At 45.0% G+C, this 22,132-nt stretch carries 20 protein-coding genes, 1 pseudogene and 3 riboswitches; of the genes and pseudogenes, 10 read left to right on the forward strand and 11 right to left on the reverse strand.

All coding sequences use genetic code 11. The annotated features are described in order from the left end of the window. The first annotated feature begins 37 nt into the window (after window positions 1-37). Window positions 38-1,477 (forward strand): ATP-dependent RNA helicase DbpA, encoded by a 1,440-nt coding sequence (gene dbpA, locus V6D41_RS16815; RefSeq protein WP_333518985.1) that lies wholly within the window; start codon window positions 38-40, stop codon window positions 1,475-1,477. An 18-nt stretch (window positions 1,478-1,495) separates the two neighbouring features. Here dbpA and V6D41_RS16820 read toward each other — a convergent pair whose 3' ends face one another. Continuing rightward, window positions 1,496-2,782, reverse strand: a complete 1,287-nt coding sequence (locus tag V6D41_RS16820) for an MFS transporter (protein WP_333518986.1) — start codon at window positions 2,780-2,782, stop codon at window positions 1,496-1,498. 205 nt (window positions 2,783-2,987) lie between these two features. Between V6D41_RS16820 and V6D41_RS16825 the strand changes: the two genes are divergently transcribed. The 3 genes from V6D41_RS16825 to bglS all read left to right on the forward strand — a co-directional run bounded on the left by V6D41_RS16825 (window position 2,988) and on the right by bglS (window position 6,065). Then, complete coding sequence (locus V6D41_RS16825) at window positions 2,988-3,668, forward strand: hypothetical protein (RefSeq protein ID WP_333518987.1); 681 nt, start codon at window positions 2,988-2,990, stop codon at window positions 3,666-3,668. 96 nt (window positions 3,669-3,764) lie between these two features. Further along, entirely contained in the window at window positions 3,765-4,592 is an 828-nt protein-coding gene (gene licT, locus V6D41_RS16830; RefSeq protein ID WP_333518988.1) for a transcriptional antiterminator LicT, read from the forward strand. A 741-nt stretch (window positions 4,593-5,333) separates the two neighbouring features. Then, complete coding sequence (gene bglS / locus V6D41_RS16835; RefSeq protein WP_333518989.1) at window positions 5,334-6,065, forward strand: beta-glucanase; 732 nt, start codon at window positions 5,334-5,336, stop codon at window positions 6,063-6,065. 383 nt (window positions 6,066-6,448) lie between these two features. Here bglS and V6D41_RS16840 read toward each other — a convergent pair whose 3' ends face one another. Continuing rightward, on the reverse strand, window positions 6,449-7,030 hold the full coding sequence (locus V6D41_RS16840; protein WP_333519058.1) for a DUF421 domain-containing protein: 582 nt from the start codon (window positions 7,028-7,030) through the stop codon (window positions 6,449-6,451). Between the two features lie 97 nt (window positions 7,031-7,127). Further along, on the reverse strand, window positions 7,128-8,408 hold the full coding sequence (gene citH / locus V6D41_RS16845) for a citrate transporter CitH (protein ID WP_333518990.1): 1,281 nt from the start codon (window positions 8,406-8,408) through the stop codon (window positions 7,128-7,130). A 210-nt stretch (window positions 8,409-8,618) separates the two neighbouring features. On the opposite strand from citH, the gene V6D41_RS16850 reads away from it, so the two are divergent. The 3 genes from V6D41_RS16850 (at window position 8,619) to V6D41_RS16860 (ending at window position 11,791) form a co-directional block, all read left to right on the forward strand. Next, the gene (locus tag V6D41_RS16850; RefSeq protein ID WP_333518991.1) at window positions 8,619-10,679 is read left to right on the forward strand and encodes a catalase; all 2,061 of its coding nucleotides are present in this window, start codon (window positions 8,619-8,621) and stop codon (window positions 10,677-10,679) included. 49 nt (window positions 10,680-10,728) lie between these two features. Next, window positions 10,729-11,019, forward strand: coding sequence for a hypothetical protein (locus V6D41_RS16855; RefSeq protein ID WP_333518992.1), 291 nt, complete (start codon window positions 10,729-10,731; stop codon window positions 11,017-11,019). Between the two features lie 100 nt (window positions 11,020-11,119). After that, complete coding sequence (locus tag V6D41_RS16860; RefSeq protein ID WP_333518993.1) at window positions 11,120-11,791, forward strand: DUF3298 and DUF4163 domain-containing protein; 672 nt, start codon at window positions 11,120-11,122, stop codon at window positions 11,789-11,791. Window positions 11,792-11,833: 42 nt separating this feature from the next. Here the strand turns inward: V6D41_RS16860 and V6D41_RS16865 are convergent, their stop codons facing one another. Beyond that, on the reverse strand, window positions 11,834-13,027 hold the full coding sequence (locus V6D41_RS16865; RefSeq protein WP_202327847.1) for a NupC/NupG family nucleoside CNT transporter: 1,194 nt from the start codon (window positions 13,025-13,027) through the stop codon (window positions 11,834-11,836). A 127-nt stretch (window positions 13,028-13,154) separates the two neighbouring features. Then, window positions 13,155-13,256, reverse strand: a riboswitch (purine riboswitch). A gap of 340 nt (window positions 13,257-13,596) precedes the next feature. On the opposite strand from V6D41_RS16865, the gene V6D41_RS16870 reads away from it, so the two are divergent. Both V6D41_RS16870 and V6D41_RS16875 read left to right on the forward strand, forming a co-directional pair. Next, window positions 13,597-14,310, forward strand: a complete 714-nt coding sequence (locus V6D41_RS16870; RefSeq protein ID WP_333518994.1) for a CoA transferase subunit A — start codon at window positions 13,597-13,599, stop codon at window positions 14,308-14,310. After that, entirely contained in the window at window positions 14,307-14,963 is a 657-nt protein-coding gene (locus V6D41_RS16875) for a 3-oxoacid CoA-transferase subunit B (protein WP_333518995.1), read from the forward strand. The genes V6D41_RS16870 and V6D41_RS16875 overlap by 4 nt, the downstream gene beginning before the upstream one ends. A 52-nt stretch (window positions 14,964-15,015) precedes the next feature. On the opposite strand, the gene V6D41_RS16880 is transcribed toward V6D41_RS16875, so the two are convergent. The 7 genes and pseudogenes from V6D41_RS16880 to V6D41_RS16910 form a co-directional block, all read right to left on the reverse strand. Next, window positions 15,016-16,152, reverse strand: a complete 1,137-nt coding sequence (locus V6D41_RS16880; protein ID WP_148963329.1) for a 5-methyltetrahydropteroyltriglutamate--homocysteine S-methyltransferase — start codon at window positions 16,150-16,152, stop codon at window positions 15,016-15,018. A 77-nt stretch (window positions 16,153-16,229) separates the two neighbouring features. Then, window positions 16,230-16,336: riboswitch (SAM riboswitch) on the reverse strand. A 68-nt stretch (window positions 16,337-16,404) separates the two neighbouring features. After that, window positions 16,405-17,538, reverse strand: coding sequence for a 5-methyltetrahydropteroyltriglutamate--homocysteine S-methyltransferase (locus V6D41_RS16885; protein ID WP_333518996.1), 1,134 nt, complete (start codon window positions 17,536-17,538; stop codon window positions 16,405-16,407). An 84-nt stretch (window positions 17,539-17,622) separates the two neighbouring features. Beyond that, a riboswitch (SAM riboswitch) is annotated at window positions 17,623-17,729 on the reverse strand. Between the two features lie 66 nt (window positions 17,730-17,795). After that, window positions 17,796-18,284: an LURP-one-related/scramblase family protein gene (locus tag V6D41_RS16890; RefSeq protein ID WP_333518997.1), complete on the reverse strand. Its 489-nt coding sequence runs from the start codon at window positions 18,282-18,284 to the stop codon at window positions 17,796-17,798. A gap of 132 nt (window positions 18,285-18,416) precedes the next feature. Continuing rightward, the gene (locus V6D41_RS16895) at window positions 18,417-18,674 is read right to left on the reverse strand and encodes a hypothetical protein (RefSeq protein ID WP_333518998.1); all 258 of its coding nucleotides are present in this window, start codon (window positions 18,672-18,674) and stop codon (window positions 18,417-18,419) included. A gap of 299 nt (window positions 18,675-18,973) precedes the next feature. Continuing rightward, complete coding sequence (locus V6D41_RS16900; protein WP_333518999.1) at window positions 18,974-19,099, reverse strand: hypothetical protein; 126 nt, start codon at window positions 19,097-19,099, stop codon at window positions 18,974-18,976. 104 nt (window positions 19,100-19,203) lie between these two features. Beyond that, window positions 19,204-20,436, reverse strand: a complete 1,233-nt coding sequence (gene pepT, locus V6D41_RS16905) for a peptidase T (RefSeq protein ID WP_333519000.1) — start codon at window positions 20,434-20,436, stop codon at window positions 19,204-19,206. Between the two features lie 49 nt (window positions 20,437-20,485). Then, a pseudogene (locus tag V6D41_RS16910) lies at window positions 20,486-20,737 on the reverse strand (response regulator transcription factor); the annotation flags it as partial. Window positions 20,738-21,099: 362 nt separating this feature from the next. Between V6D41_RS16910 and galE the strand changes: the two are divergent. Next, window positions 21,100-22,122 (forward strand): UDP-glucose 4-epimerase GalE, encoded by a 1,023-nt coding sequence (gene galE / locus V6D41_RS16920; protein ID WP_333519001.1) that lies wholly within the window; start codon window positions 21,100-21,102, stop codon window positions 22,120-22,122. The last annotated feature ends 10 nt before the right edge of the window (window positions 22,123-22,132 follow it).

A 22,132-nucleotide genomic window follows, 5' to 3' on the forward strand; every position in this document is an offset into this window, starting at 1 on the left:
TATAATGAGAACATCTGCAAGAGACAGGAGTTTATACATGAGTCATTTTAAAAACTATCAAATCAGTCATGACATTTTACGAGCATTAGAAGGACTGGGATATACAGAACCGACCAAGGTGCAGCAGAGCGTGATCCCCGCTGCCTTAGAACGAAAGGATCTTGTCGTCAAATCACAGACGGGAAGCGGGAAAACGGCTTCATTCGGGATTCCTCTCTGTGAGCTGGCGGATTGGGACGAAAACAAGCCGCAGGCGCTTATTTTAACACCGACCCGTGAGCTTGCCGTACAAGTAAAAGAGGATCTCACAAACATCGGACGCTTTAAACGAATTAAAGCGACTGCCGTGTTTGGAAAGTCTTCCTTTGATAAACAAAAAGCTGAACTGAAGCAAAAAAGCCACATCGTTGTCGGCACGCCGGGACGTGTCTTGGATCATATCGAAAAGGGCACGCTGCCGTTAGACCGTCTGTCCTATTTGGTGATTGATGAAGCCGATGAGATGCTGAATATGGGCTTCATTGAGCAGGTGGAGGCGATCATCAAGCATCTGCCGGTTGAGCGCACGACGATGCTGTTTTCGGCGACCCTGCCGGAGGATATTGAGAAATTGAGCCGTCAATATATGAAAAACCCGGAGCATATTGAGATCAAAGCGGCCGGCCTTACCACAAGGAATATTGAACATGCGGTGATCCAAGTCAGAGAAGAGAATAAGTTTTCTTTGCTGAAAGATGTGTTAATAACGGAAAATCCGGATAGCTGCATCATTTTCTGCCGGACGAAAGAACATGTCAATCAGCTGACCGATGAATTGGATGACTTAGGGTATCCGTGCGATAAAATACACGGCGGAATGATTCAAGAAGACCGGTTCGAAGTCATGAATGAATTTAAACGGGGCGAGTATCGGTACCTAGTCGCGACAGATGTCGCCGCGCGCGGGATTGATATTGAAAATATCTCCCTTGTCATTAACTATGATCTGCCGCTTGAAAAGGAAAGCTATGTGCACCGCACAGGCCGGACGGGGCGAGCAGGGAACAAAGGAAAGGCCATTTCGTTTGTCACGGCCTTCGAAAAACGGTTTTTAGCTGACATTGAAGAGTATATTGGGTTTGAGATTCCGAAAATAGAAGCTCCTTCTCAAGAGGAAGCGGCCAAGAAGAAACCTGATTTTCTATCCAAATTGAATGACCGTCCGGAATTCAAAAAGGACAAAAGCGAAGAGCTGAATAAAGACATTATGAAGCTGTATTTTAACGGCGGAAAGAAAAAGAAAATCAGAGCCGTTGATTTTGTAGGAACGATTGCCAAAATTGATGGTGTGTCAGCTGATGACATCGGCATTATCACAATCATGGATAACGCCTCTTATGTGGAAATTTTAAACGGAAAAGGCCCTCAAGTTCTCAAAGTGATGAAAAACACATCCGTCAAAGGGAAAAAGCTCAAGGTGAATAAAGCGAATAAATGATGAATGACCTGCTCCCAGTTAAAGGGGCAGGTCATTTTGATGCTGGCTGACATCGGCCTGGTTTTCCTCCGGGACAAACGCAAGAATTACAATGCCGATCACAAACAAAATGATCAGGCTGAACACCGCAGTCGAGGATCTCCCGGTAACCTGAGCGGTAACGGCAATGAGCAGCGGTCCCATAATCGAAGCGAATTTTCCGAAAATGTTGTAAAAACCGAAGAATTCATTGGCGTGGCGCTTTGGCACGAGCTTGGCGAAATAGGATCGGCTCAGGGCTTGAATGCCGCCCTGCGAGGTGGCGACAAGCATGGCCAGTATCCAGAAATCTAGCGTTGTCTCCATAAAATAAGCGTACACACAGACAATCATATAAATGACGATTCCAACGTACAGCATTGTTTTTCCCGTAAAGCGTTCTGCCAGTTTTCCGTATACAATGGAAAACGGCGCGGCGACGACTTGAGTGACAAACAGGATGATCAGGAGGCTTGAGGGGCTGATCCCTAAATCAGACCCATAGGAGGTCGACATCGTAATAATCGTGCCGACTCCGTCGATATAAAAGAAATAAGCAAGCAAAAAGAGGAACAGCGCCCGGTACTGCCTAATCCGTTTCATCGTTTGGCCGAGCCGCTTAAAGCTGTTGATAACAATATGAGGTTCTCTTTTGATGAAATAGCGCTGATGGACATGTTTCAGCATCGGGATGGTAAACAGCCCCCACCAGGCAGCCGTTATGAAAAAGGACAGCTGGCTTGCGGCCGATACAGACAGCGGAATCGACTCTGCTTGAGCAAGTAGGATGACAGCAATGCTGATGATAAATGGAATCGTGCTTCCTATGTAGCCTAAGCCAAAACCCCGTGCAGAGATGAGGTTCATTCGGTTCTCCGGGGTGACGTCAACGAGAAAGGCATCGTAAAACACGTTGGCGCCGGAAAAACCGATAGCTGATATCGTATAACACAGCAATAAAAGCAGCCAATGTTCACTCGGAATAAAGGCTAGCATCGCGGTGCTGGCAACACCGGCTGACACAAAGAAACCGAAGAACTTTTTTTTGCACCCTTCATAGTCGGCGATCGTGCCTAAAATCGGCCCGAGCATCGCAAGAACAAACGTTGAAATCGCAATGGTATATCCCAAATAGGCAGTCGATTGAGCTGCTCCGACACCGCCTTCCGCAGCAGCTGCTTTATAAAACAACGGAAACACCGCGGTGGTCACGACAATCGAGTATGCAGAATTTGCCCAGTCATATAAAATCCAGCTGTTTTCTTGTTTCGTAAAACGTTTCATCACAAGCCCCCTTCTCTGGTAACAATACTTTTATTGTACGAGAAATGGGGCTGAAAAGAATGGAAAGCACGTAAATTTTTACAAAATGTTTATGTTTTTGCGCTTCAAATCAAACTTTTGGTTTATTGATGGGGATAGGTATATCTGGTACCATTTAACTACATTTTACGTATTTTCCAGAAGGGATTCAGCAGAGAGGAGACAGAGCATGAGGCGAATAGGCTTGTGTATAAGCCTGCTGGTCACAGTTCTTGTGATGAGCGCATGCGAAAGTGAAGATGAGGCTCAGACGTTTGCAGATCGTGATCAAGAGACGGTCAAACAAACCACAGCCAAACCGATGAGCAATAAGAATAAACAGGACTTCCAGACCCTTCCAATCGATATGCAGCTGGCGATTGTATTCAGTTCCATGATACGTGTAAGCGAAGCATTTGATTATGGAATCGGCAATCCTGAATACTTTGTGCGGAGCAGCATGACTGAAGAAGAAGCAGACATTGCGAAGGAGAACCTTAGAGCGATTCAACATGAAAACAAACCGCTCAAAAAACAAAACACCGAGGCAATCGCTTTGCTTCAAAAAACCCGCAATCATGGAATGAGCCGCAACGAAATGCAGCAGCTGAAAGAAAATCGTGCTGCTTTTTTTGAGATCACAGAACGTATGATCAAACTCATCAGCCAAGTCACACCGAAAAACGCGAAGAAGACAAGACAGCAGCTGGATCAGCTGAAAAAACAATATACGCAATACAGTGCCGAAAGCGTCAAAATCATGAACAGCATTGTCAAAAAGCAGGGGGCTGACAAGCCATCATTTGAACGACATCTGGAGGCACTGCTTCAAAAACAGCCCGGGCAGCCGGTGCTGAGTGGATTGTATTGACCTGCTTCCTGCTCTTTCCCTGATGATATTGACCTAGTACAAAAAGAATGTACAATCAAGGTGTAGTTTGTTCTTAGTTGATTGGAGGAACATGTCATGAAAATTGCGAAGGTGATCAACAATAACGTGATCAGCGTGGTCAATGAACAGGGAAAAGAATTGGTCATCATGGGCAGGGGGCTCGCGTTCCAGAAAAAGACCGGCGATGATGTCGATGAAGACCGCATTGAGAAGGTGTTCACGCTCGATAACAAGGATGTATCAGAAAAATTCAAAACCCTTTTGTATGATATACCGATCGAGTGTATGGAAGTATCCGAAGAGATTATCAGCTATGCGAAATTAAAGCTCGGCAAAAAGCTCAACGACAGCATCTATGTGTCGCTGACCGACCATATTAACTTCGCCATCCAGCGCAATCAGAAAGGGCTTGATATCAAAAACGCCTTGCTGTGGGAAACAAAGCGGCTGTACAAAGACGAGTTTGCGATCGGAAAAGAAGCGCTGTACATGGTGAAAAACAAGACTGGCGTGTCTCTGCCGGAGGATGAAGCAGGCTTTATCGCGTTGCATATCGTAAATGCCGAGCTGAATGAAGAGATGCCTAATATCATCAATATTACAAAAGTCATGCAAGAGATTTTGAGTATCGTAAAATACCATTTTAAGATTGATTTCAACGAAGAATCGCTTCACTATTATCGGTTTGTCACCCATTTGAAGTTTTTCGCGCAACGTCTTTTTAATGGCACGCACATGGAAAGCCAGGACGATTTTTTACTGGAGACAGTGATAGAAAAATACCATCACGCGTATGAATGCACGAAAAAAATCCAAACCTACATTGAGCGGGAGTATAAACACAAGCTCACCAGTGACGAGCTGCTGTATGTAACGATTCACATAGAAAGGGTCGTCAAATAAGCAGAATGAAAGCGTTGACATTTTTATTTCCTTATGTTAATTTTTTCTTACATTCATATATGATGTTGTTAGGATTGTTACTGATAAGCAGGCAAAACCTAAATTACAATAAGTGCGGATGATCTCTGTCTGTACTGATGGTAATTTAGGTTTTTATTTTTTTCAGAGGGATGGTGGAGGGCGTTTCATAGGATTGTTACTGATCAGGCAGGCAAAATCTAAACTACTCGTTCCTATTGCGATAGGGGTAGTTTAGGTTTTTTATTTTTTAGAAGAAGGGATGAGAAAATGGGGATTCAAGCAGCGGCAAAAGGCATTTTACAGCTGGTCGTTTCTTCTAAATAAGGGATTCTCTTTGTTTCAGGGATATGAATCACTTCATTTGCCATCGTCTATGCAAGTGCAAGCTGAGCCGTCGTACAATTTTTCAGAGCGGCCATCTCTTGTACTCGATCAACAAATCATCGACTGTTCGGCCGCTTGCATCTCGATTCATTTCTGAAACCAATTCCTTCCTTTTTATAAAAGCGCAGCGTTGAAGAAGAAATACCAAACATGTTGAATTCAATACATTCATCACTTTCATTTTGTTAAAGTTGAGTCTAAGTATAATCTAAAAATGATAGTACAGGATTCTAGTAAGTAAGATTCGTTATTATCATTATTTTGACCGATGTTCCCTTTAAAAGAATCATGTATGATCGACAAAGAAAACGCTTTCTTAGAAAGGGGAATGTCAACATGGCATCTTGTATGAAACGAGTGTTGTTGATTCTTGTCACTGGATTGTTTATGAGTTTGTCTGCAGTCACTTCTAATGCCTCGGCTCAAACAGGTGGATCGTTTTTTGACCCTTTTAACAGCTATAACTCCGGATTATGGCAAAAAGCAAATGGTTACTCGAATGGAAATATGTTTAACTGCACTTGGCGTGCAAATAACGTATCAATGACGTCATTAGGTGAAATGCGTTTGGCGCTAACAAGTCCATCTTATAACAAGTTTGACTGCGGGGAAAACCGCTCTGTTCAAACATATGGTTATGGACTTTATGAAGTCAGAATGAAACCAGCTAAAAACACAGGGATCGTTTCATCGTTCTTCACTTACACAGGACCAACGGATGGAACTCCTTGGGATGAGATTGATATCGAATTTTTAGGAAAAGACACAACAAAGGTTCAATTTAACTATTATACAAATGGTGCAGGAAACCATGAGAAGGTGGTGGATCTCGGATTTGATGCAGCCACTGCTCATCATACGTATGCGTTCGATTGGCAGCCAAACTCTATTAAATGGTATGTCGATGGGCAATTAAAACATACTGCGACAAGCCAAATTCCGACAACACCAGGAAAGATCATGATGAACTTGTGGAATGGTACGGGTGTTGATGAGTGGCTCGGTTCCTACAATGGTGTAACACCGCTATACGCTCATTACGACTGGGTGCGTTATACAAAAAAATAATGTCAAATGTGATAAGAGCCTGCTGCTTCAATATAGTCAGGCTCTTATGATTGTAATGTGAAGTTGTTGGCATGAATCTTCTGATCTGGGCAATACTTATCGAGATTATATCAGTCCTCTTTTGATTCATAAAAATCAGTTTTTTATAGGTCTGGTTAATCCAATGTTTTCAGATACGTTAGGAAAAAAACACCTAGAAGACTAGATGCAGATGATCAAAGCTACGGATATCATATTTTAATCGTAGATGTAAAAACCGGCAAAGCAATCGATTCTTTCAGCGTTTTCAATTACTACTATGCATCGGGTGTTGAAAGTCTGCCGGTCATTTCATATATCCAATAAGTCCAATCACTCAGGCTGTTTCTGCACAAGGAACAGCCTTATTTTAGTTTGCCAGATGGAGTGGAATGACCGTTTTTTATTTCTTGAAAAATGTTTTCTTGATTTTCTGGTTCAGGCTGGTTAACTGTGTTTGCAGCCGGCATATTCATCAATTTCTTGAATTCACCCATCGTGAGCGGTTTCTTGTCATCACGCAATTCATATCCTATTTGACCATTCGCTTCAATCGTTGCATTCTTAATGTCCTTTATGCTGGAGATTCCATGGATCCTCAATCTCATTTCAAGCTGGTCAACTGTCAGCCGCAGTTTTTTCATATTTTCTATATTGAGTTTGCCATCTTCAATGACTAATTTCGCTTTGCCGGTTAAGAACTTTTCCATCCAATTGGCCTTCACCTGGAACCATTCCATGAGTATTAAAGCCGCAGTAAAAATACCGGCTGCCACAAGGGTTTTCCATAAACTTGTCTCTATAATCGGCTGGACAATAATCGTTCCAATGGAAATCATCACCACAGTTTGTGCTAATGTCATCTGAGAGATTGACTTTCTTCCTGAAATTCTTAGCAATATGATGCCGGATATAATTAAAATGAGTGCTTCCCAAGCAAAATTCATGCAATCACCTTTTTGTTTTGATTTTTTCATAGTATGGTCTTCGATTTTTAAATTATGCAGAACAAAAGGATTTCCGCCAGCGGAAATCCTTTTCTCATTAAAACGAAATAATCCCAATCAAAAGCGCCGCAATCGTCATCACAATCGTTGTCCCCACGGCCCATTTGATGGTGAATTTTTGATGGTCGCCAAAGCTGACGCCTGCCATTCCGACCAACAGATAGGTGGAAGGCACAAGCGGGCTGAGCAGATGCACCGGCTGGCCCAGCAAGGAGGCCCTTCCGATCTCGGCGGCGTCTATTCCGTAAGCGGAAGCGGCTTCTGCGATAATGGGAAGAACACCGAAGTAAAAGGCGTCATTCGACATGAAAAAGGTGAATGGCATGCTGACGATAGCTGTGATCAACGGCAGGTGCGGGCCCATGGCGTCAGGGATGAGTGAAACGAGAGAATGTGCCATCGCATCCACCATTTTCGTGCCTGAAAGAATGCCTGTGAATATGCCTGCCGCAAACACCATCGAGACAACGTTTAACGCGTTTCCCGCATGCGCCGAGATCCGTTTCTGCTGCTCTTTGACATTTGGATAGTTGACCATCAAGGCGATGGCGAACGCAGTCATAAAAAGAACAGGGAGCGGAAGCAGGCTGGTGATCAGCGCAGCCATGAGGGCGACAGTCAGCAGAAGATTAAACCATTGGAGAGCGGGACGCTTGAGCGGATCTGCATCCGGATCGGAGGCAGGCGCGTGTTCAATCGAAATGACGCCGAGCCGCTTCCGCTCTTTTTTTCCGAGGATATAACTGACTGCAATCACCCAGAGAATGCCGGCGATCATAGCGGGAATCAGCGGCGTGAAGACCTCCGACGTGTCCAATTTCAAGGAAGCCAAAACCCTCGCAGTCGGCCCGCCCCACGGAATAATATTCATGACCCCCGAACCTAGCATCGCAATTCCGGCCAATACCAATCGGTTCATGCCGAGCCGTTTGTACAGAGGCAGCATCGCCGCAATGGTAAGCATATAGGTTGTTGTCCCATCCCCGTCCAGCGAAATGGTCATCGTCAGAACTGCTGTGCCGACGGCGATTTTTAACGGGTCTCCTTTGACAAGCGATAAGATTTTGGCAATGAGCGGATCAAACAAACCGGAGTCAATCATTATGCCGAAATACAGGATGGCAAATAACAGCATAATGCCGGTCGGAGCGAGGTCTGTTACACCTTGAATCATCATCTCGCCAAGATCTTTGCCAAATCCGCTGATCAAGGCAAATGCAACAGGAACAACAATCAACGCAATAAGAGCGGAAAGCCGGTTAGACATAATCAGGTACATAAAGACAATGATCATCACAAAACCGAGTATGGCAAGCACGCTATGACCTCCCTCAGTCGATTTTAAGTAAGCGTTTCCACGTTTTCTTTCTGAACAGAAGGCTTATTTCAAATATGTATGTCCTCATACTGATAGGTAGACCTAAAATCCTATTGAACGGATTAGCAGTTTATCTGAAGAATGCCGCGGGTAAATGTGCTGTAGAATGTTTCGTTTTGAGATATGGAATCAATAAAAGGGGGAACGGACATGAGTGATGATCAAAGCAAACGTGTAAATGAACACGCAAAGGACGAGCAGCTTGAGCAGTACAGAGCCGATAACAGCGGGAAGAAAATGACGACAAACCAAGGCGTGCGGGTGTCAGAGGATGAACACTCGTTAAAAGCCGGGGTTCGCGGTCCCACGCTGATGGAGGATTTTCACTTCCGGGAGAAGATGACGCACTTTGACCATGAGAGGATTCCGGAGCGTGTTGTGCATGCGCGCGGGTATGGCGTACATGGCTTTTTTCAGGTTTATGAGCCGATGGCCGAGTATACACGGGCCAAATTTCTTCAGGACCCTTCAGTGAAGACACCGGTATTTGTCCGGTTTTCGACGGTCGCGGGTTCTAAAGGCTCCGCAGACACGGTGCGCGACGCCAGAGGCTTTGCGACGAAATTTTATACTGAAGAAGGAAATTATGATCTTGTGGGAAATAACATCCCGGTGTTTTTCATTCAGGATGCGATCAAATTTCCGGACTTGGTTCACGCGTTTAAGCCTGAACCTCATAATGAAATGCCTCAAGCCGCGACCGCTCATGATACGTTTTGGGATTTTGTCGCCAACAATCCAGAGTCAGCGCATATGGTGATGTGGACGATGTCTGACAGAGGCATCCCTCGCAGCTACAGAATGATGGAGGGCTTCGGCGTTCACACATTCCGTTTTGTTAATGAACAAGGAAAGGCGCGTTTCGTGAAATTCCATTGGAAGCCAGTGCTTGGCGTGCATTCTCTCGTATGGGATGAAGCGCAGAAAATTGCCGGGAAAGATCCCGACTTCCACCGCCGCGACCTGTGGGAAACGATTGAAAACGGCGGCACGGTTGAATATGAGCTCGGCGTGCAGATGATTGATGAAGAAGATGAGTTCAAATTTGATTTTGATATTCTTGACCCAACCAAGCTGTGGCCGGAAGAGCTCGTGCCGGTGAAAATCATTGGGAAAATGACGCTGAACCGCAACCAGGACAATGTGTTTGCGGAAACAGAACAAGTCGCATTCCACCCGGGAAATGTCGTGCCGGGCATCGATTTTACAAATGACCCGCTTCTGCAGGGCCGGCTTTTCTCTTATACGGACACACAGCTGATCCGTCTTGGCGGCCCGAACTTCCATGAGATTCCGATTAACCGCCCGGTATGTCCGTTCCACAACAATCAATACGACGGCTATCACCGGATGACGATCAATAAGGGACCTGTCGCTTATCATAAAAACTCTCTGCAAAACAATGACCCGTCGCCTGCGACAGCCGAAGAAGGCGGCTACGTCCACTATCAGGAAAAAGTCGAGGGCAAAAAAATCCGCCAACGGAGTGACAGCTTCAACGATTATTACGCACAGGCGAAGCTGTTCTGGAACAGCATGTCTCCTGTCGAGAAACAGCACATCATCTCTGCCTTCTGCTTCGAGGTCGGGAAGGTCAAGAGCAAGGATGTGCAACGGCAGGTCGTTGATGTCTTCAGCAATGTGGATGAAGGCTTAGCAGAAGAAATCGCCAAAGGAGTAGGTGTGGCGCCGCCGGCGAAACGTAATGCGTCTAAAGAAATCTTGACCTCGCCTGCGTTAAGCCAAGCCCGCACAGTGAAAACAGCGTCATCAAGAAAAGTAGCTGTTCTCGCTGGAAACGGATTTCATGAAAAAGAGCTGCAAACCGTGCTGGATGCCTTAAAGCAAGAAGGAATCACAGCGGATATCATCAGCCAAACGCTGGGGTACATCACGAGCGGCAACGGTCGGCAGCTTGAGGCAGGCGGCACGTTCCTGACGACTGACTCTGTTCTGTATGATGCCGTCTATGCCGCGGGAGGACCAGAGTTAAAAGACGACAAACAAGCAATGGCGTTTATCAGAGAAGCCTACAATCACTATAAGGCGATCGGTGCGGCAAATGAAGGAATTGATCTTCTTGAATCAGCTGTCGGGACAACAGAGGGGCCGGGTCTTGTGACTGCTAAAGATGATGCTGATTACAACGCCTTCAGCAAGACGTTTATCGAGGCGGTCGCCGCTCACCGCCATTGGGATAGACGAATTTGATCTGCTCCTGTATCTTAAAAGAAGATACTTTTCATAAGGAGCATGACAGATGAACGAAAAACAGCTCGCCGAAGCTTACGAACGCGATGAAAATATGATGATTTTGGTGTTTGCCCAATGGTGCGTGAACCATGACCTTGATCCACTGGAGCTGTACACCAAGGCGTATCCGCAGCAAAAGCTCAATGAAAGTTTGAAAAAAACCATGGATGAACTGGTCGTGCCGAAACACGAATCAGAGAACATTCCCGACCAGACCGTCCTTGCAGTGTTAGAGATGTTTGGAAATATAGATTTGGCGCAAGCGGTTCATGAAGCGATTTCGGAGCGTAAACAGTAAAAAAAGAGGCATCCTGTCTCTTTTTTTATTTGGACACTTCTTTTGATTTGATCAGTCCTAAAAGGGAATGATAAACGAAGACATCAAAGGAGGAGATCATATGAAATGGAATCATGCGCTAAAAGCCGCGGGGATTGCAGTTTTGCTTTTCTCTGTTTTGGCATACGCGGCTCCAACTTTACAAGCGGTTCAATTGAAAACACCGACTGTCAGCAGCCATGCGTACAAAAAGATCAAGGAATTAAAGTATCCCCAGGTACATCACATCGGGAATGCTTCGTTTGAAAAGAAAATCAACCAAGAGCTGAAAGCTTACATTGAACAATCGTATCAGGAATACCTCGAAAACAAAAAAGCCGGTGAACAGCAAGGCTTCAAAGCGGAATATCAAACATCGTTCAGCGTCAAATATAATGCGGCGGGCAAGCTTAGCATTCAAACACTCAATTATATCTATTCAGGCGGCGCCCATGGTTTAACGTCTGTTCAGTCCTTCAACTATGACTTGAAAACCAAAAAGCGGGTGACATTGAATCAGATTCTGAATACCAAAACAAAAGTCAGCAAAACGAAAGATTACCTGTACAGCTATATCAAAAAACATGAGACGCTGTTTTTTCCTGACGTAAAGAAAGAGGATATTACCCTTAACCAAGACACAACGTTTTACTTTACGAAAAACGGGATCGCCATCGTCTTCGGCCAGTATGACTTAGGGCCTTATGCGGCCGGAATCCGTGATGTGCAGGTGCCTTCGTCTATTTATCAATAATCAAAAAAGCCATATCCGGGAAAGGGATATGGCTCAATGTTTTTACCATACAAACAGGCCGACAATCGCAGCACTTAGTAAAGATACCGCAATTCCGCTGACGAGCAATTTCCACACGTTTTTTCCGATGACCGTTGACTTTTCGCCGTCAAGGATCGAGTTGTACGTGCCGTAAATCATGCCGACAGTACTGAAGTTGGCAAATGATGTCAGGAATGTCGTCGCCACCGCAACTGTGTGAGGCGGAAGTGATGTGAGATTTTCTTTCAAGTCAAGCATCGCAACAAACTCGTTCGTTGCCAATTTCATTCCCATCAGCTGAGCGACATACATCGCATCGTGTACCGGCAGCCCCAGCAGGAACGCGAACGGACTAAAGAGATAAGCGAAGATTGTCTGGATGGTCAGGCCGTGGACGAAAACGCCAAGAATGCCATTGACTGCAGACGTTAATGCGACATACCCGATCACCATTGCCAAAATCACGATAACCATATTCATGCCGACAAGCATACTGTTAGAAATTGTAGAGAAAAAGTCTTTCTTCTCTTCTTTAGGCGGCGTATAGATGATGTCTTCATCTTCTGGCACGTGAACAGGGTTCAGCAGGTTTGCGATAATCAGCGCGTTTAAGCAGTTCAACGGAATCGCTGTAAACACATATGTCGCCGGCACCATTGACAGGTAAGATCCAATAATAGAGCCGCTGATGCTGCTCATACTCATTAAGCCGAACGTGAGCAGGCGGTTGTTGTTTAATACCGTCAGCTGCTGGCGGATGACCGCAAGTGCTTCAGTATTTCCCAAAAACATCATTTGAATAGAGAAAAAGCTCTCTAATTTCGGCAAGCGGGAAGCCTTTGAAATCAACCAGCCGATTTTATCAATCATCCAAGGCAAAATTCCGAAATAGGTTAAAATATCAAAGAATGTGACGATAAAGATAATTGGAAGAAGCGCGCTAAAGAAAAAGTCTACTGTTTCATTCGCCATCACTGACGGGAAGGCAAACGCGATACCATCACTGGCGCAAGCAATCAGCCAAGTGAAGAAATCACCAATTTTACCGATGGTCCAGCTCCCGATTTTTGTTCCCAGCATAAACCAAGTAATGAGCAATTCCAGAACAATTAACGTAATGATCGGGCGCCACTTGATTTTCTTTTTCTGCGGAGAACATAGGAATACAACTGCCATAATCACAATGAGACCGACAAGGTTTAATAAAAAGTACATGATAGCAACTCCTATGAGGTTTATTTTGGAAACAAAAAAAGCTCTTATTCTTCACAAATTCTGGAAGTGCAGAAAGTGTGAAAAATAAGAGCAAACAGAAAAGAACTTGTCCTTTTCAACTCGTTCAAATTTATTCAAACTTTCTTGTAGTCTAGTTTTTTACGGTTACTAGGTAGAAACAATCAGACCATATTTCTGATCATATACAAGAATGTCTATTTCTAAGATGATAGCAGTATTTTATCCTTTCACTTTTTGAAAATCAACCTTTTTAACTATTTTCAAAATAATAAAATTTATATTTTGAATTTGAGGAAATAAAGGCTTAACACGCTGGATTGCTATGTTGGAATGATTTTGATGGGCAACCACATGGATCAGCACGGTTTTACTTCTTTGACTATAAAGTTTCATCGGCTCTATATGATGCCTAAGCGGGAAAATCCATATTTTAATCGGAATAGTTGGCCTCCGCTCCCCGTACATATGGAAAGGGGAAGAAAACAACCGAGATAATTGTAAACGCTTTCGTTCGTAAGGATGATGGAGAAAACGAAAGGGGCATGAATATGGGGAAAGTGCTGGCATCAAGTAAGGAAGCTGCGGAATTGATTCGTGATAGAGATACGCTGATCGCAGGAGGATTCGGGCTGTGCGGCATTCCTGAACAGCTCATTTTGGCGATAAGAGATCAGGGAGTCAAGGATTTAACCGTTGTCAGCAACAATTGCGGAGTTGATGACTGGGGGCTCGGTTTGCTTTTGGCTAACAGGCAAATTAAGAAAATGATCTCATCCTATGTCGGCGAAAATAAAATTTTTGAGCGGCAGTTTTTAAGCGGAGAGCTTGAGGTCGAGCTCGTTCCCCAAGGAACGCTCGCCGAGAGAATTCGGGCAGGCGGCGCGGGCATACCGGGATTTTACACGGCGACTGGTGTCGGCACTTCAATAGCTGAGGGAAAAGAACATAAAACATTCGGCGGCCGGACGTATGTGCTGGAGCGAGGCATTACTGGCGACGTGGCGATTGTCAAAGCATGGAAAGCGGATACCATGGGGAATTTGGTTTTTCGGAAAACGGCGAGGAATTTTAATCCCGTTGCCGCCATGGCAGGCAAGATCACGATTGCCGAGGCGGAAGACATCGTGGAAGCGGGAGAGCTTGATCCAGATCACATCCACACACCGGGCATTTACGTACAGCATGTGGTGCTTGGCGCCAGCCATGAAAAACGGATTGAAAAACGAACAGTTCGGCAGGCGGGAAAGGGTGAGGCGAAATGAAGGAAGCGAGACAACGAATGGTCAAACGGGCTGTACAAGAAATCAAGGATGGCATGAACGTCAATCTCGGGATCGGAATGCCGACGCTTGTCTCAAATGAGATACCCGATGGCGTTCACGTCATGCTTCAGTCAGAAAACGGCTTGCTTGGGATCGGCCCGTATCCTGCGGAAGGAACGGAAGACGCGGATTTGATCAATGCGGGAAAGGAAACGATCACTGAAGTGACGGGCGCTTCCTATTTTGACAGCGCCGAGTCATTCGCGATGATAAGAGGCGGTCATATCGATTTGGCAATCCTTGGCGGGATGGAGGTTTCAGAGCAAGGCGATTTGGCCAATTGGATGATCCCCGGCAAAATGGTCAAAGGGATGGGCGGCGCGATGGATCTCGTCAACGGGGCGAAACGGATCGTTGTCATCATGGAGCATGTCAATAAGCATGGAGAGTCAAAGGTGAGAAAAACATGCTCCCTTCCGCTGACGGGGCAGAAAGTTGTTCACAGGCTGATTACGGATTTGGCTGTGTTTGATTTTGATAATGGCCGCATGACACTGACTGAACTTCAGGAAGGTGTCACAATGAATGAGGTTTATGAAAAAACAGAAGCCGATTTTGCTGTCAGCCAGGCGGTGCTTAAATCAAACGCTTGATATGAAAAAACACACTTTCTCCGCGAGGGAATCAAGTGTGTTTTTTCTTTGGTTATTTCCAAACATCGTTAGCGATCTCAACCACATGGCGGAGCTTCGCCCATTGCTGTTCTTCAGTCAGCTTGTTGCCTTCTTCAGTGGAAGCGAATCCGCATTGAGGGCTGAGGCAAAGCTGGTCTAAGCTCACATAACGAGACGCTTCTTCGATACGGCGTTTTACATCATCCGGGTGTTCAAGCTCACCGAATTTAGATGTCACTAAGCCAAGGACAAGCTGAAGATCAGAGCGTTTCACATAACGGAGCGGTTCAAATCCGCCTGAGCGTGAATCATCGTATTCCAAGAACAGCCCGTCCAGATTCAAACCGTCAAAAATGGTTTCGGCTGCCGCGTCATAGCCGCCTTCAGCTGTCCAAGTGGATTGGAAGTTGCCGCGGCAAATATGCATTGTCACCGTCAGGTCATCCGGACGATCCGCAATCGCGTCGTTAATGGATTTCGCAAACAGCTGGCGAAGCTCGTCTGGCGTTGTTCCGAACGCTTCGATTTGTTTTAAGCCTTTTTCAGATAAGAAAACAGCCCATGCCGTATCATCAAGCTGGAGGTAGCGGCAGCCTCTGTCATAAAATGCTTGAATCGCTTTTTTATATGCTTTGGATACATCATGCTGGAAAAGCTGATAGTCGTTTTTGTATGCATCCTTTTCAAGCTTTCCGCGGAAAAACAGCATATTCGGGCTTGGGATCGTCATCTTCGGCGTCGCGTCACCTGCAATGCTATGGAGAAATGAATAATCTTCAAGCATTGGGTGAGTTGAAAAGTCGATATCACCTGTGACTTTAATGCCGCGTGCTTTTGTCTGTACGTTATGAAATTGAATGCCGTGCTCAGGAATAAACGGCTCAACCCCATCCAAGTTTTCCAGAAAATCAAAATGCCACCACGCTCTGCGGAATTCGCCGTCTGTCACGACGTTCAGGCCGGTTTCCTTCTGTTTTTCCACAATGCGGATGATTTCATCGTTTTCGATCTGGCGAAGCTGTTCAGCCGTAATCTCGCCGGCGGCTTTTTGCAGCCGCGCTTTTTTGACGGGCTCAGATCTCAGCAGGCTTCCGACTTGATCCGCGCGAAATGGCGGTTTTTGTCTTTGAAGTGATTTTTGTTCTGCGGGTGTTGTTTGTTGTGGCATGTTGTTCATTCCTTCTTTCCATTCAAATATAAAAAAGCTCTTCCTTTGGATAAGGAAGAGCTTGCGTGACAATCTCAACCTTATCTTCAAGAGCAATCAATGCTCTAAAGGATTTAGCACCATTCTGTTAAACAGCGGTTGCCGGGTATCGCAGGGCCAGTCCCTCCACCTCTCTTGATAAGGAAAACCTTTTTATGAAATTTTCTGATAGTATCTATTATTCACACATTTTATATTTCTGTCAATGATAGATTATCTCCACACATCGTTGGCGATGTCGATGACGTGGCGCAGCTTCGCCCATTGCTGCTCCTCTGTCAAAAGATTGCCTTCTTCTGTAGAGGCGAAACCGCACTGCGGGCTGAGACACAGCTGGTCAAGGCTGACAAAGCGCGCCGCTTCATTGATTCGGCGTTTCACATCCTCAGGATCTTCGAGCTCGCCGTATTTTGATGTAATTAAGCCAAGAACAATTTGCAGATCCTTGCGTTTCACAAAACGGAGCGGATCAAAATTTCCGGAGCGGTCATCATCATATTCCAAGAACAGGCCGTCCAAGTTTAAGCCGTCCAAAATCGTTTCCGCTACAGCGTCATAGCCTCCTGATGCCGCCCAAGTCGACTTGAAGTTGCCGCGGCAAATGTGCATCGTGATTGTGAAATCATCAGGGCGGTCCGCGACTGCATCGTTAATCGTTTTGGCAAACAAGGCGGGCAATGTTTCAGGGTCGCCGCCGAGTGCCCGAACGACCTCTCTGCCTTTTTCCTCAAAGAAGAGAGACCATGATGTATCATCTAGCTGAAGATAGCGGCATCCAGCGTCATAGAAGGCGTTGATTGCTTTTTTGTACGCTTGGGCCAGATCATGAAAGTATTCCTCTTGATCGTCATAAATTCCTTTATCGGCCTTTTCACCGAAAAACAGCATATTCGGGCTCGGAATCGTCAATTTAGGTGTCGCGTCGCCGGCAATCTCATGTAAAAATTGATAATCAGCAAGCGCTGGGTGGTTCGTAAAATCGAGTTTTCCCGTCACTTTGATGCTGCGTGCTTTTGTTTTTACGTTATGGAACTGAATTCCTTCAGCGGGAATGAATGGTTCCACACCGTCAAGCCCTTCGAGAAAATCATAATGCCACCAAGAACGGCGAAATTCACCGTCTGTTACCACGTCGAGACCGATTTCTTTTTGTTTTTTGACAATGCGAGTGATTTCCTTGTTTTCAATCTCACGAAGCTGTTCAGCTGTGATCTCGCCGGCCGCTTTTTTCTGGCGGGCTTCTTTCACCGGAGCGGAACGCAGTAAACTGCCGACATGATCGGCGCGGAAAGGAGCTTTGTTTTGTTTTTCTGATTTTTGTCCTGCAACATTTGTTTGTTGAGCCATGTCATTCGCCTCTTTTCTGAAATATGGTAAGCATGAAAAAAGCTCTTCCTTTGAGTAAGGAAGAGCTTGAATGATCAAATCTCCGCCTCATCTGCAAGAACGCAATGTTCTTAAGGATTTAGCACCATTCTGTTTGAAACAGCGGTTGCCGGGTATCATAGGGCCAGTCCCTCCACCTCTCTTGATAAGGTACATCTTCATATTTACATTTTAATTATCTTAATATTATTACTTTTGAATCAATTGTCAACACCTTTTTAGAAAAGACTCTCATCTTCATCGTCATATAAGACCATATCCAACACGATAGCGATGGCCGTGCAAATCAGCACATCTTCCTCGTTTGTAATCTGCAAATGATAGGAATCACCCCAGCTGAGCCACTTCTTACTCACTGACATCCGGACATTCTCCCCGTCAGTCAGCTGGAATTCATTCTTCCACAAGTCACCGTCAATTTGCCAGTTAAGGCCGGAAATCTCAAACTTCGGTTTGAAAAACGCTAATTTCTTCGTCACCTCACAAACCGTTTTCCCGCCAATTGAAATCACATATCGCGGCAGAAATGACATCACTTTTTGTTCAATGGAAACGAGCGTTTTCCCGGATGAATCTGTTAATTGTAATGAGTCCCCTAACGAAAAGAACCGTCCTTCGACCTTGAATCGCTCTTGTTCATCCCGGTCATAAATGTAAAATGTATCTTTAAACGAGAACATTTTTTGTTTCATAAATAAATCGATCATTGCTGCAGTCTCCTTTTGAATTTGACTTGTAAAAGATTACGGACAGGGGGCAAAAAGGTTTCAAGTCCAAATCATGTTTCCAAAATGAAAAAAGGCTGCATTGTTCAGCAGCCTTTTCGTTTAAATATCGTTTTAGGAAAGATGCATCCGGCGTTTTTGGCGGATGGCGTCAAGGTCGATTAGGTTGTTATGATGAGGTGCAGCTGCTGGCAGAGGGCTTGTCTTTTGCGGTTTGCGGCGATTGTCCTTGCTGAAAGAAAAAAGAAGATAGCCGCATAATGCGATGATAATAAATAGGATCATTTTACATACCTCCCAAAAAAAGTTTTGGTATTCTCTATTGTACGGATAAATTGTCAAAAAGTATTCAAAAAATTCTAAATCAATCAAAAATAAATAACTGCCCCTCTAAAACAGTTTAACCTGATGACCTGAAAATAGTCTTGAATCACGATGAATGTTCTAGTTGATGTTTAGTTCTATAGTTACTATCGACGGGGAAATAAATTCCTTTATATAACTTTTAACCTAAAATTATGTGATTCTAACTACCTGTTTTTGGATGGTTTTTTCTTGCTTGTTTGATGTATACCCTATTTATCTTAATTAAACACAAAAAACCCAAATCACGGAGCATTTGGGCGGTACGAGGGTATGCAGATTGTGGTTTTGAGGATTTGGATGACTGATCAGAAGAAGCGTTTGAACATTTTTCTAATCTTTTGAAATGCGCTCGATTTCTTTTGTGTGATAAGCGGCCGGGTCATGATCCATTTTTTCAATAAACTTTTTGCAGCGATTGCATGTTTTGTCATTGTTTTTCCCCCTCATCCGTTGATACTTGTTTTACGAAGGACGTATGAAAAATGTTTCATTTTCACGTAAAAAACCAGTCCTTTTTTTGGACTGGTTTTTGGCATTATGCTTGTTCTTCAAACTTCTTTGCAATCTCAACGATGACGTTTACGGCTTTAACCATGTTATCCGCTGAAATGTATTCGAATTTACCGTGGAAGTTTTCGCCGCCTGTAAAGATGTTTGGCGTCGGAAGCCCCATGTAGGACAGCTGGGAACCGTCCGTGCCCCCGCGGATTGGGGAAATCTTCGGTTCGATGCCGAGGTTTTCCATCGCTTGCTTGGCGATGTTGACGATTTCGATGACAGGTTCGATTTTCTCTCTCATGTTGTAGTATTGATCGTTCATATCAAGGTGAACCCGGTCTTGCCCATATTCGTTTTGAAGTTCCTCAACGACACGCTTCATCGTTGCTTTTCTGCTTTGGAATTTCTCTTTGTCAAAGTCTCTGATAATGTAGTGGAGCTTTGTTTCCTCTACATCTCCTTGAATTGACAGCAGGTGGTAGAAGCCTTCGTAGCCTTCTGTATATTCAGGCGCTTCATCTGCCGGCAGCAAGCTGTTCAGCTTCATTGCGATTTTCGCGGAATTGATCATTTTTCCTTTTGCCGTGCCGGGATGTACGTTGTTGCCTTTGACTGTGATTTTTGCGGCCGCGGCATTGAAGCTTTCGTACTCAAGTTCGCCAAGCGGGCCGCCGTCAACTGTATAGGCAAAGGACGCATTGAACCGTTTGACATCAAACTTGTGCGGTCCTCTTCCGATTTCTTCATCAGGCGTAAACGCTACTCTGATGGGGCCGTGCTTGATTTCAGGGTGTTTGATGAGGTAATCCATGGCTGTCATGATTTCGGCAATCCCGGCTTTATTGTCTGCGCCGAGCAGGGTTGTGCCGTCAGTGGTGATGAGTGTGTGGCCCTTATAGCCAGATAGCTCAGGATATTGATCAGGTGACAGGATGACCTGCAGTTTTTCATTGAGAACGATGTCTTTTCCATCGTAGCTTTCAACGATTTGCGGATTCACATTTTTTCCAGTAAAGTCTGTAGCGGTGTCGACGTGAGCGAGAAAGCCGATTGTCGGCACGTCTTTTTCAGTATTGGAGGGAAGAGTCGCCATCACATAACCGTTTTCGTCAATCGCTGCATCCTGCATGCCGATAGATTTCAATTCATCAACAAGCATGTTTCCTAACGTCAATTGGCCGGGTGTGGAAGGGCAGGTGTCGACGGATTCATCAGACTGCGTGTCGACTTTTACGTATGTAGTAAACCGTTCAATGATTTCTTCTTTCATTTCCAATCATCTCCTTTGTCTTATCTTATCATGGCGGGACGAGAGATTTCTATTGCACAATACCGTTACGGATGGCAAACACGACTGCTTGTGTCCGGTCTTGGGCGTTGCACTTTTGCAGGATACGGTGAACGTGGGTCTTCACAGCGCTCTCGGTGACGAAAAGCTTTTCAGCAATCGCTTCATTTCTCAACCCGTAGGCCATTTGCTGAAGAACCTCGAGCTCTCTTTTGGTAAACGATTCTGCCAGTTCATCAGCTTGTGTCTGTTGCTTCGCGCGAAATGTCTCACTTATATTTTTAGTTAAGCGGAATGATCGAACATGTCCCGGGCTTTACCGTTCGTTCTCGATACATTGATAAAATAATAAAAATAAATATATGAGCTCATCGCCATGCCATCAAATCCTTTCCGTATTAAGCATAGCGAATATTGGAAAAGAGAACGTCAACCGGCAGATTGATTTTTCAGAAGCTATACTTGTTCGCGCTGCATAAAGTCATGTAACATGGCGTGGAAATGGGGGATGTACTTTATCGAACGATACGCAAAAAATATGAAGAAACGATTAATAAACAATTAAACTTCTTGAAAATGGATGTAGAAAGCTTCTGAAAACTTTATAATATTAAACAATACATTCTCTTTAGGAGGTTATACATCATGGCAATACTTGTTACAGGCGGCGCGGGATACATCGGAAGCCACACATGTGTTGAATTATTAAACAGCGGCTATGAGATTGTCGTTCTAGATAATCTGTCCAACAGTTCGGCTGAGGCGCTGAACCGCGTCAAGGAGATTACAGGAAAAGATGTAACGTTCTATGAAGCGGATCTATTGGACCGGGAAGCGGTAGATTCTGTTTTTGCGGAAAATAAAATTGAAGCTGTGATTCATTTTGCGGGGTTAAAAGCGGTCGGTGAGTCTGTTGCGATTCCGCTCAAATACTATCATAACAACCTGACGGGAACGTTTATATTATGTGAGGTCATGGAGAAATACGGCGTCAAGAAAATCGTGTTCAGTTCCTCCGCGACAGTCTACGGCATTCCGGAAACTTCGCCAATTACGGAGGACTTCCCATTAGGTGCGACCAATCCTTATGGACAGACAAAGCTCATGCTGGAACAAATTTTGCGTGATTTGTATACAGCCGACAATGAGTGGAGCGTTGCGCTGCTTCGTTACTTTAATCCGTTCGGCGCTCATCCAAGCGGACGAATCGGTGAAGACCCGAACGGCATTCCGAATAACCTCATGCCATATGTAGCGCAGGTAGCGGTAGGAAAGCTGGAGCAATTAAGCGTATTCGGGAATGACTATCCGACAAAAGACGGGACAGGCGTACGCGATTATATTCATGTCGTTGATCTGGCAGAAGGCCATGTCAAAGCGCTGGAAAAAGTACTGAACACCACAGGAGCCGATGCGTACAACCTCGGAACGGGCACAGGCTACAGCGTGCTAGAAATGGTCAAAGCCTTTGAAAAAGTGTCAGGGAAAGAGGTTCCGTACCGTTTTGCGGACCGCCGTCCTGGAGACATCGCGACCTGCTTCGCAGATCCTGCAAAAGCCAAGCGGGAACTGGGCTGGGAAGCGAAACGCGGCCTTGAGGAAATGTGTGCCGACTCCTGGAGATGGCAGTCTTTGAATGTGAATGGGTATAAGAGTGTAAAATTATAAACAAAAGGGC

Source organism: Bacillus sp. 0102A (assembly GCF_036765155.1).
In the GTDB taxonomy this organism is placed as follows: domain Bacteria; phylum Bacillota; class Bacilli; order Bacillales; family Bacillaceae; genus Bacillus; species Bacillus subtilis_G.

Coding starts and splice junctions, on each gene's coding strand:
- dbpA (WP_333518985.1), top strand. CDS start 38: ATGAGTCATTTTAAAAACTATCAAATCAGTCATGACATTTTACGAGCA.
- licT (WP_333518988.1), top strand. CDS start 3,765: ATGAAAATTGCGAAGGTGATCAACAATAACGTGATCAGCGTGGTCAAT.
- V6D41_RS16825 (WP_333518987.1), top strand. CDS start 2,988: ATGAGGCGAATAGGCTTGTGTATAAGCCTGCTGGTCACAGTTCTTGTG.
- V6D41_RS16870 (WP_333518994.1), top strand. CDS start 13,597: ATGGGGAAAGTGCTGGCATCAAGTAAGGAAGCTGCGGAATTGATTCGT.
- V6D41_RS16885 (WP_333518996.1), bottom strand. CDS start 17,538: ATGGCTCAACAAACAAATGTTGCAGGACAAAAATCAGAAAAACAAAAC.
- V6D41_RS16900 (WP_333518999.1), bottom strand. CDS start 19,099: ATGACAAAACATGCAATCGCTGCAAAAAGTTTATTGAAAAAATGGATC.
- V6D41_RS16855 (WP_333518992.1), top strand. CDS start 10,729: ATGAACGAAAAACAGCTCGCCGAAGCTTACGAACGCGATGAAAATATG.
- pepT (WP_333519000.1), bottom strand. CDS start 20,436: ATGAAAGAAGAAATCATTGAACGGTTTACTACATACGTAAAAGTCGAC.
- V6D41_RS16865 (WP_202327847.1), bottom strand. CDS start 13,027: ATGTACTTTTTATTAAACCTTGTCGGTCTCATTGTGATTATGGCAGTT.
- V6D41_RS16840 (WP_333519058.1), bottom strand. CDS start 7,030: ATGAATTTTGCTTGGGAAGCACTCATTTTAATTATATCCGGCATCATA.
- bglS (WP_333518989.1), top strand. CDS start 5,334: ATGGCATCTTGTATGAAACGAGTGTTGTTGATTCTTGTCACTGGATTG.
- V6D41_RS16860 (WP_333518993.1), top strand. CDS start 11,120: ATGAAATGGAATCATGCGCTAAAAGCCGCGGGGATTGCAGTTTTGCTT.
- V6D41_RS16890 (WP_333518997.1), bottom strand. CDS start 18,284: ATGATCGATTTATTTATGAAACAAAAAATGTTCTCGTTTAAAGATACA.
- V6D41_RS16880 (WP_148963329.1), bottom strand. CDS start 16,152: ATGCCACAACAAACAACACCCGCAGAACAAAAATCACTTCAAAGACAA.
- V6D41_RS16850 (WP_333518991.1), top strand. CDS start 8,619: ATGAGTGATGATCAAAGCAAACGTGTAAATGAACACGCAAAGGACGAG.
- V6D41_RS16875 (WP_333518995.1), top strand. CDS start 14,307: ATGAAGGAAGCGAGACAACGAATGGTCAAACGGGCTGTACAAGAAATC.
- galE (WP_333519001.1), top strand. CDS start 21,100: ATGGCAATACTTGTTACAGGCGGCGCGGGATACATCGGAAGCCACACA.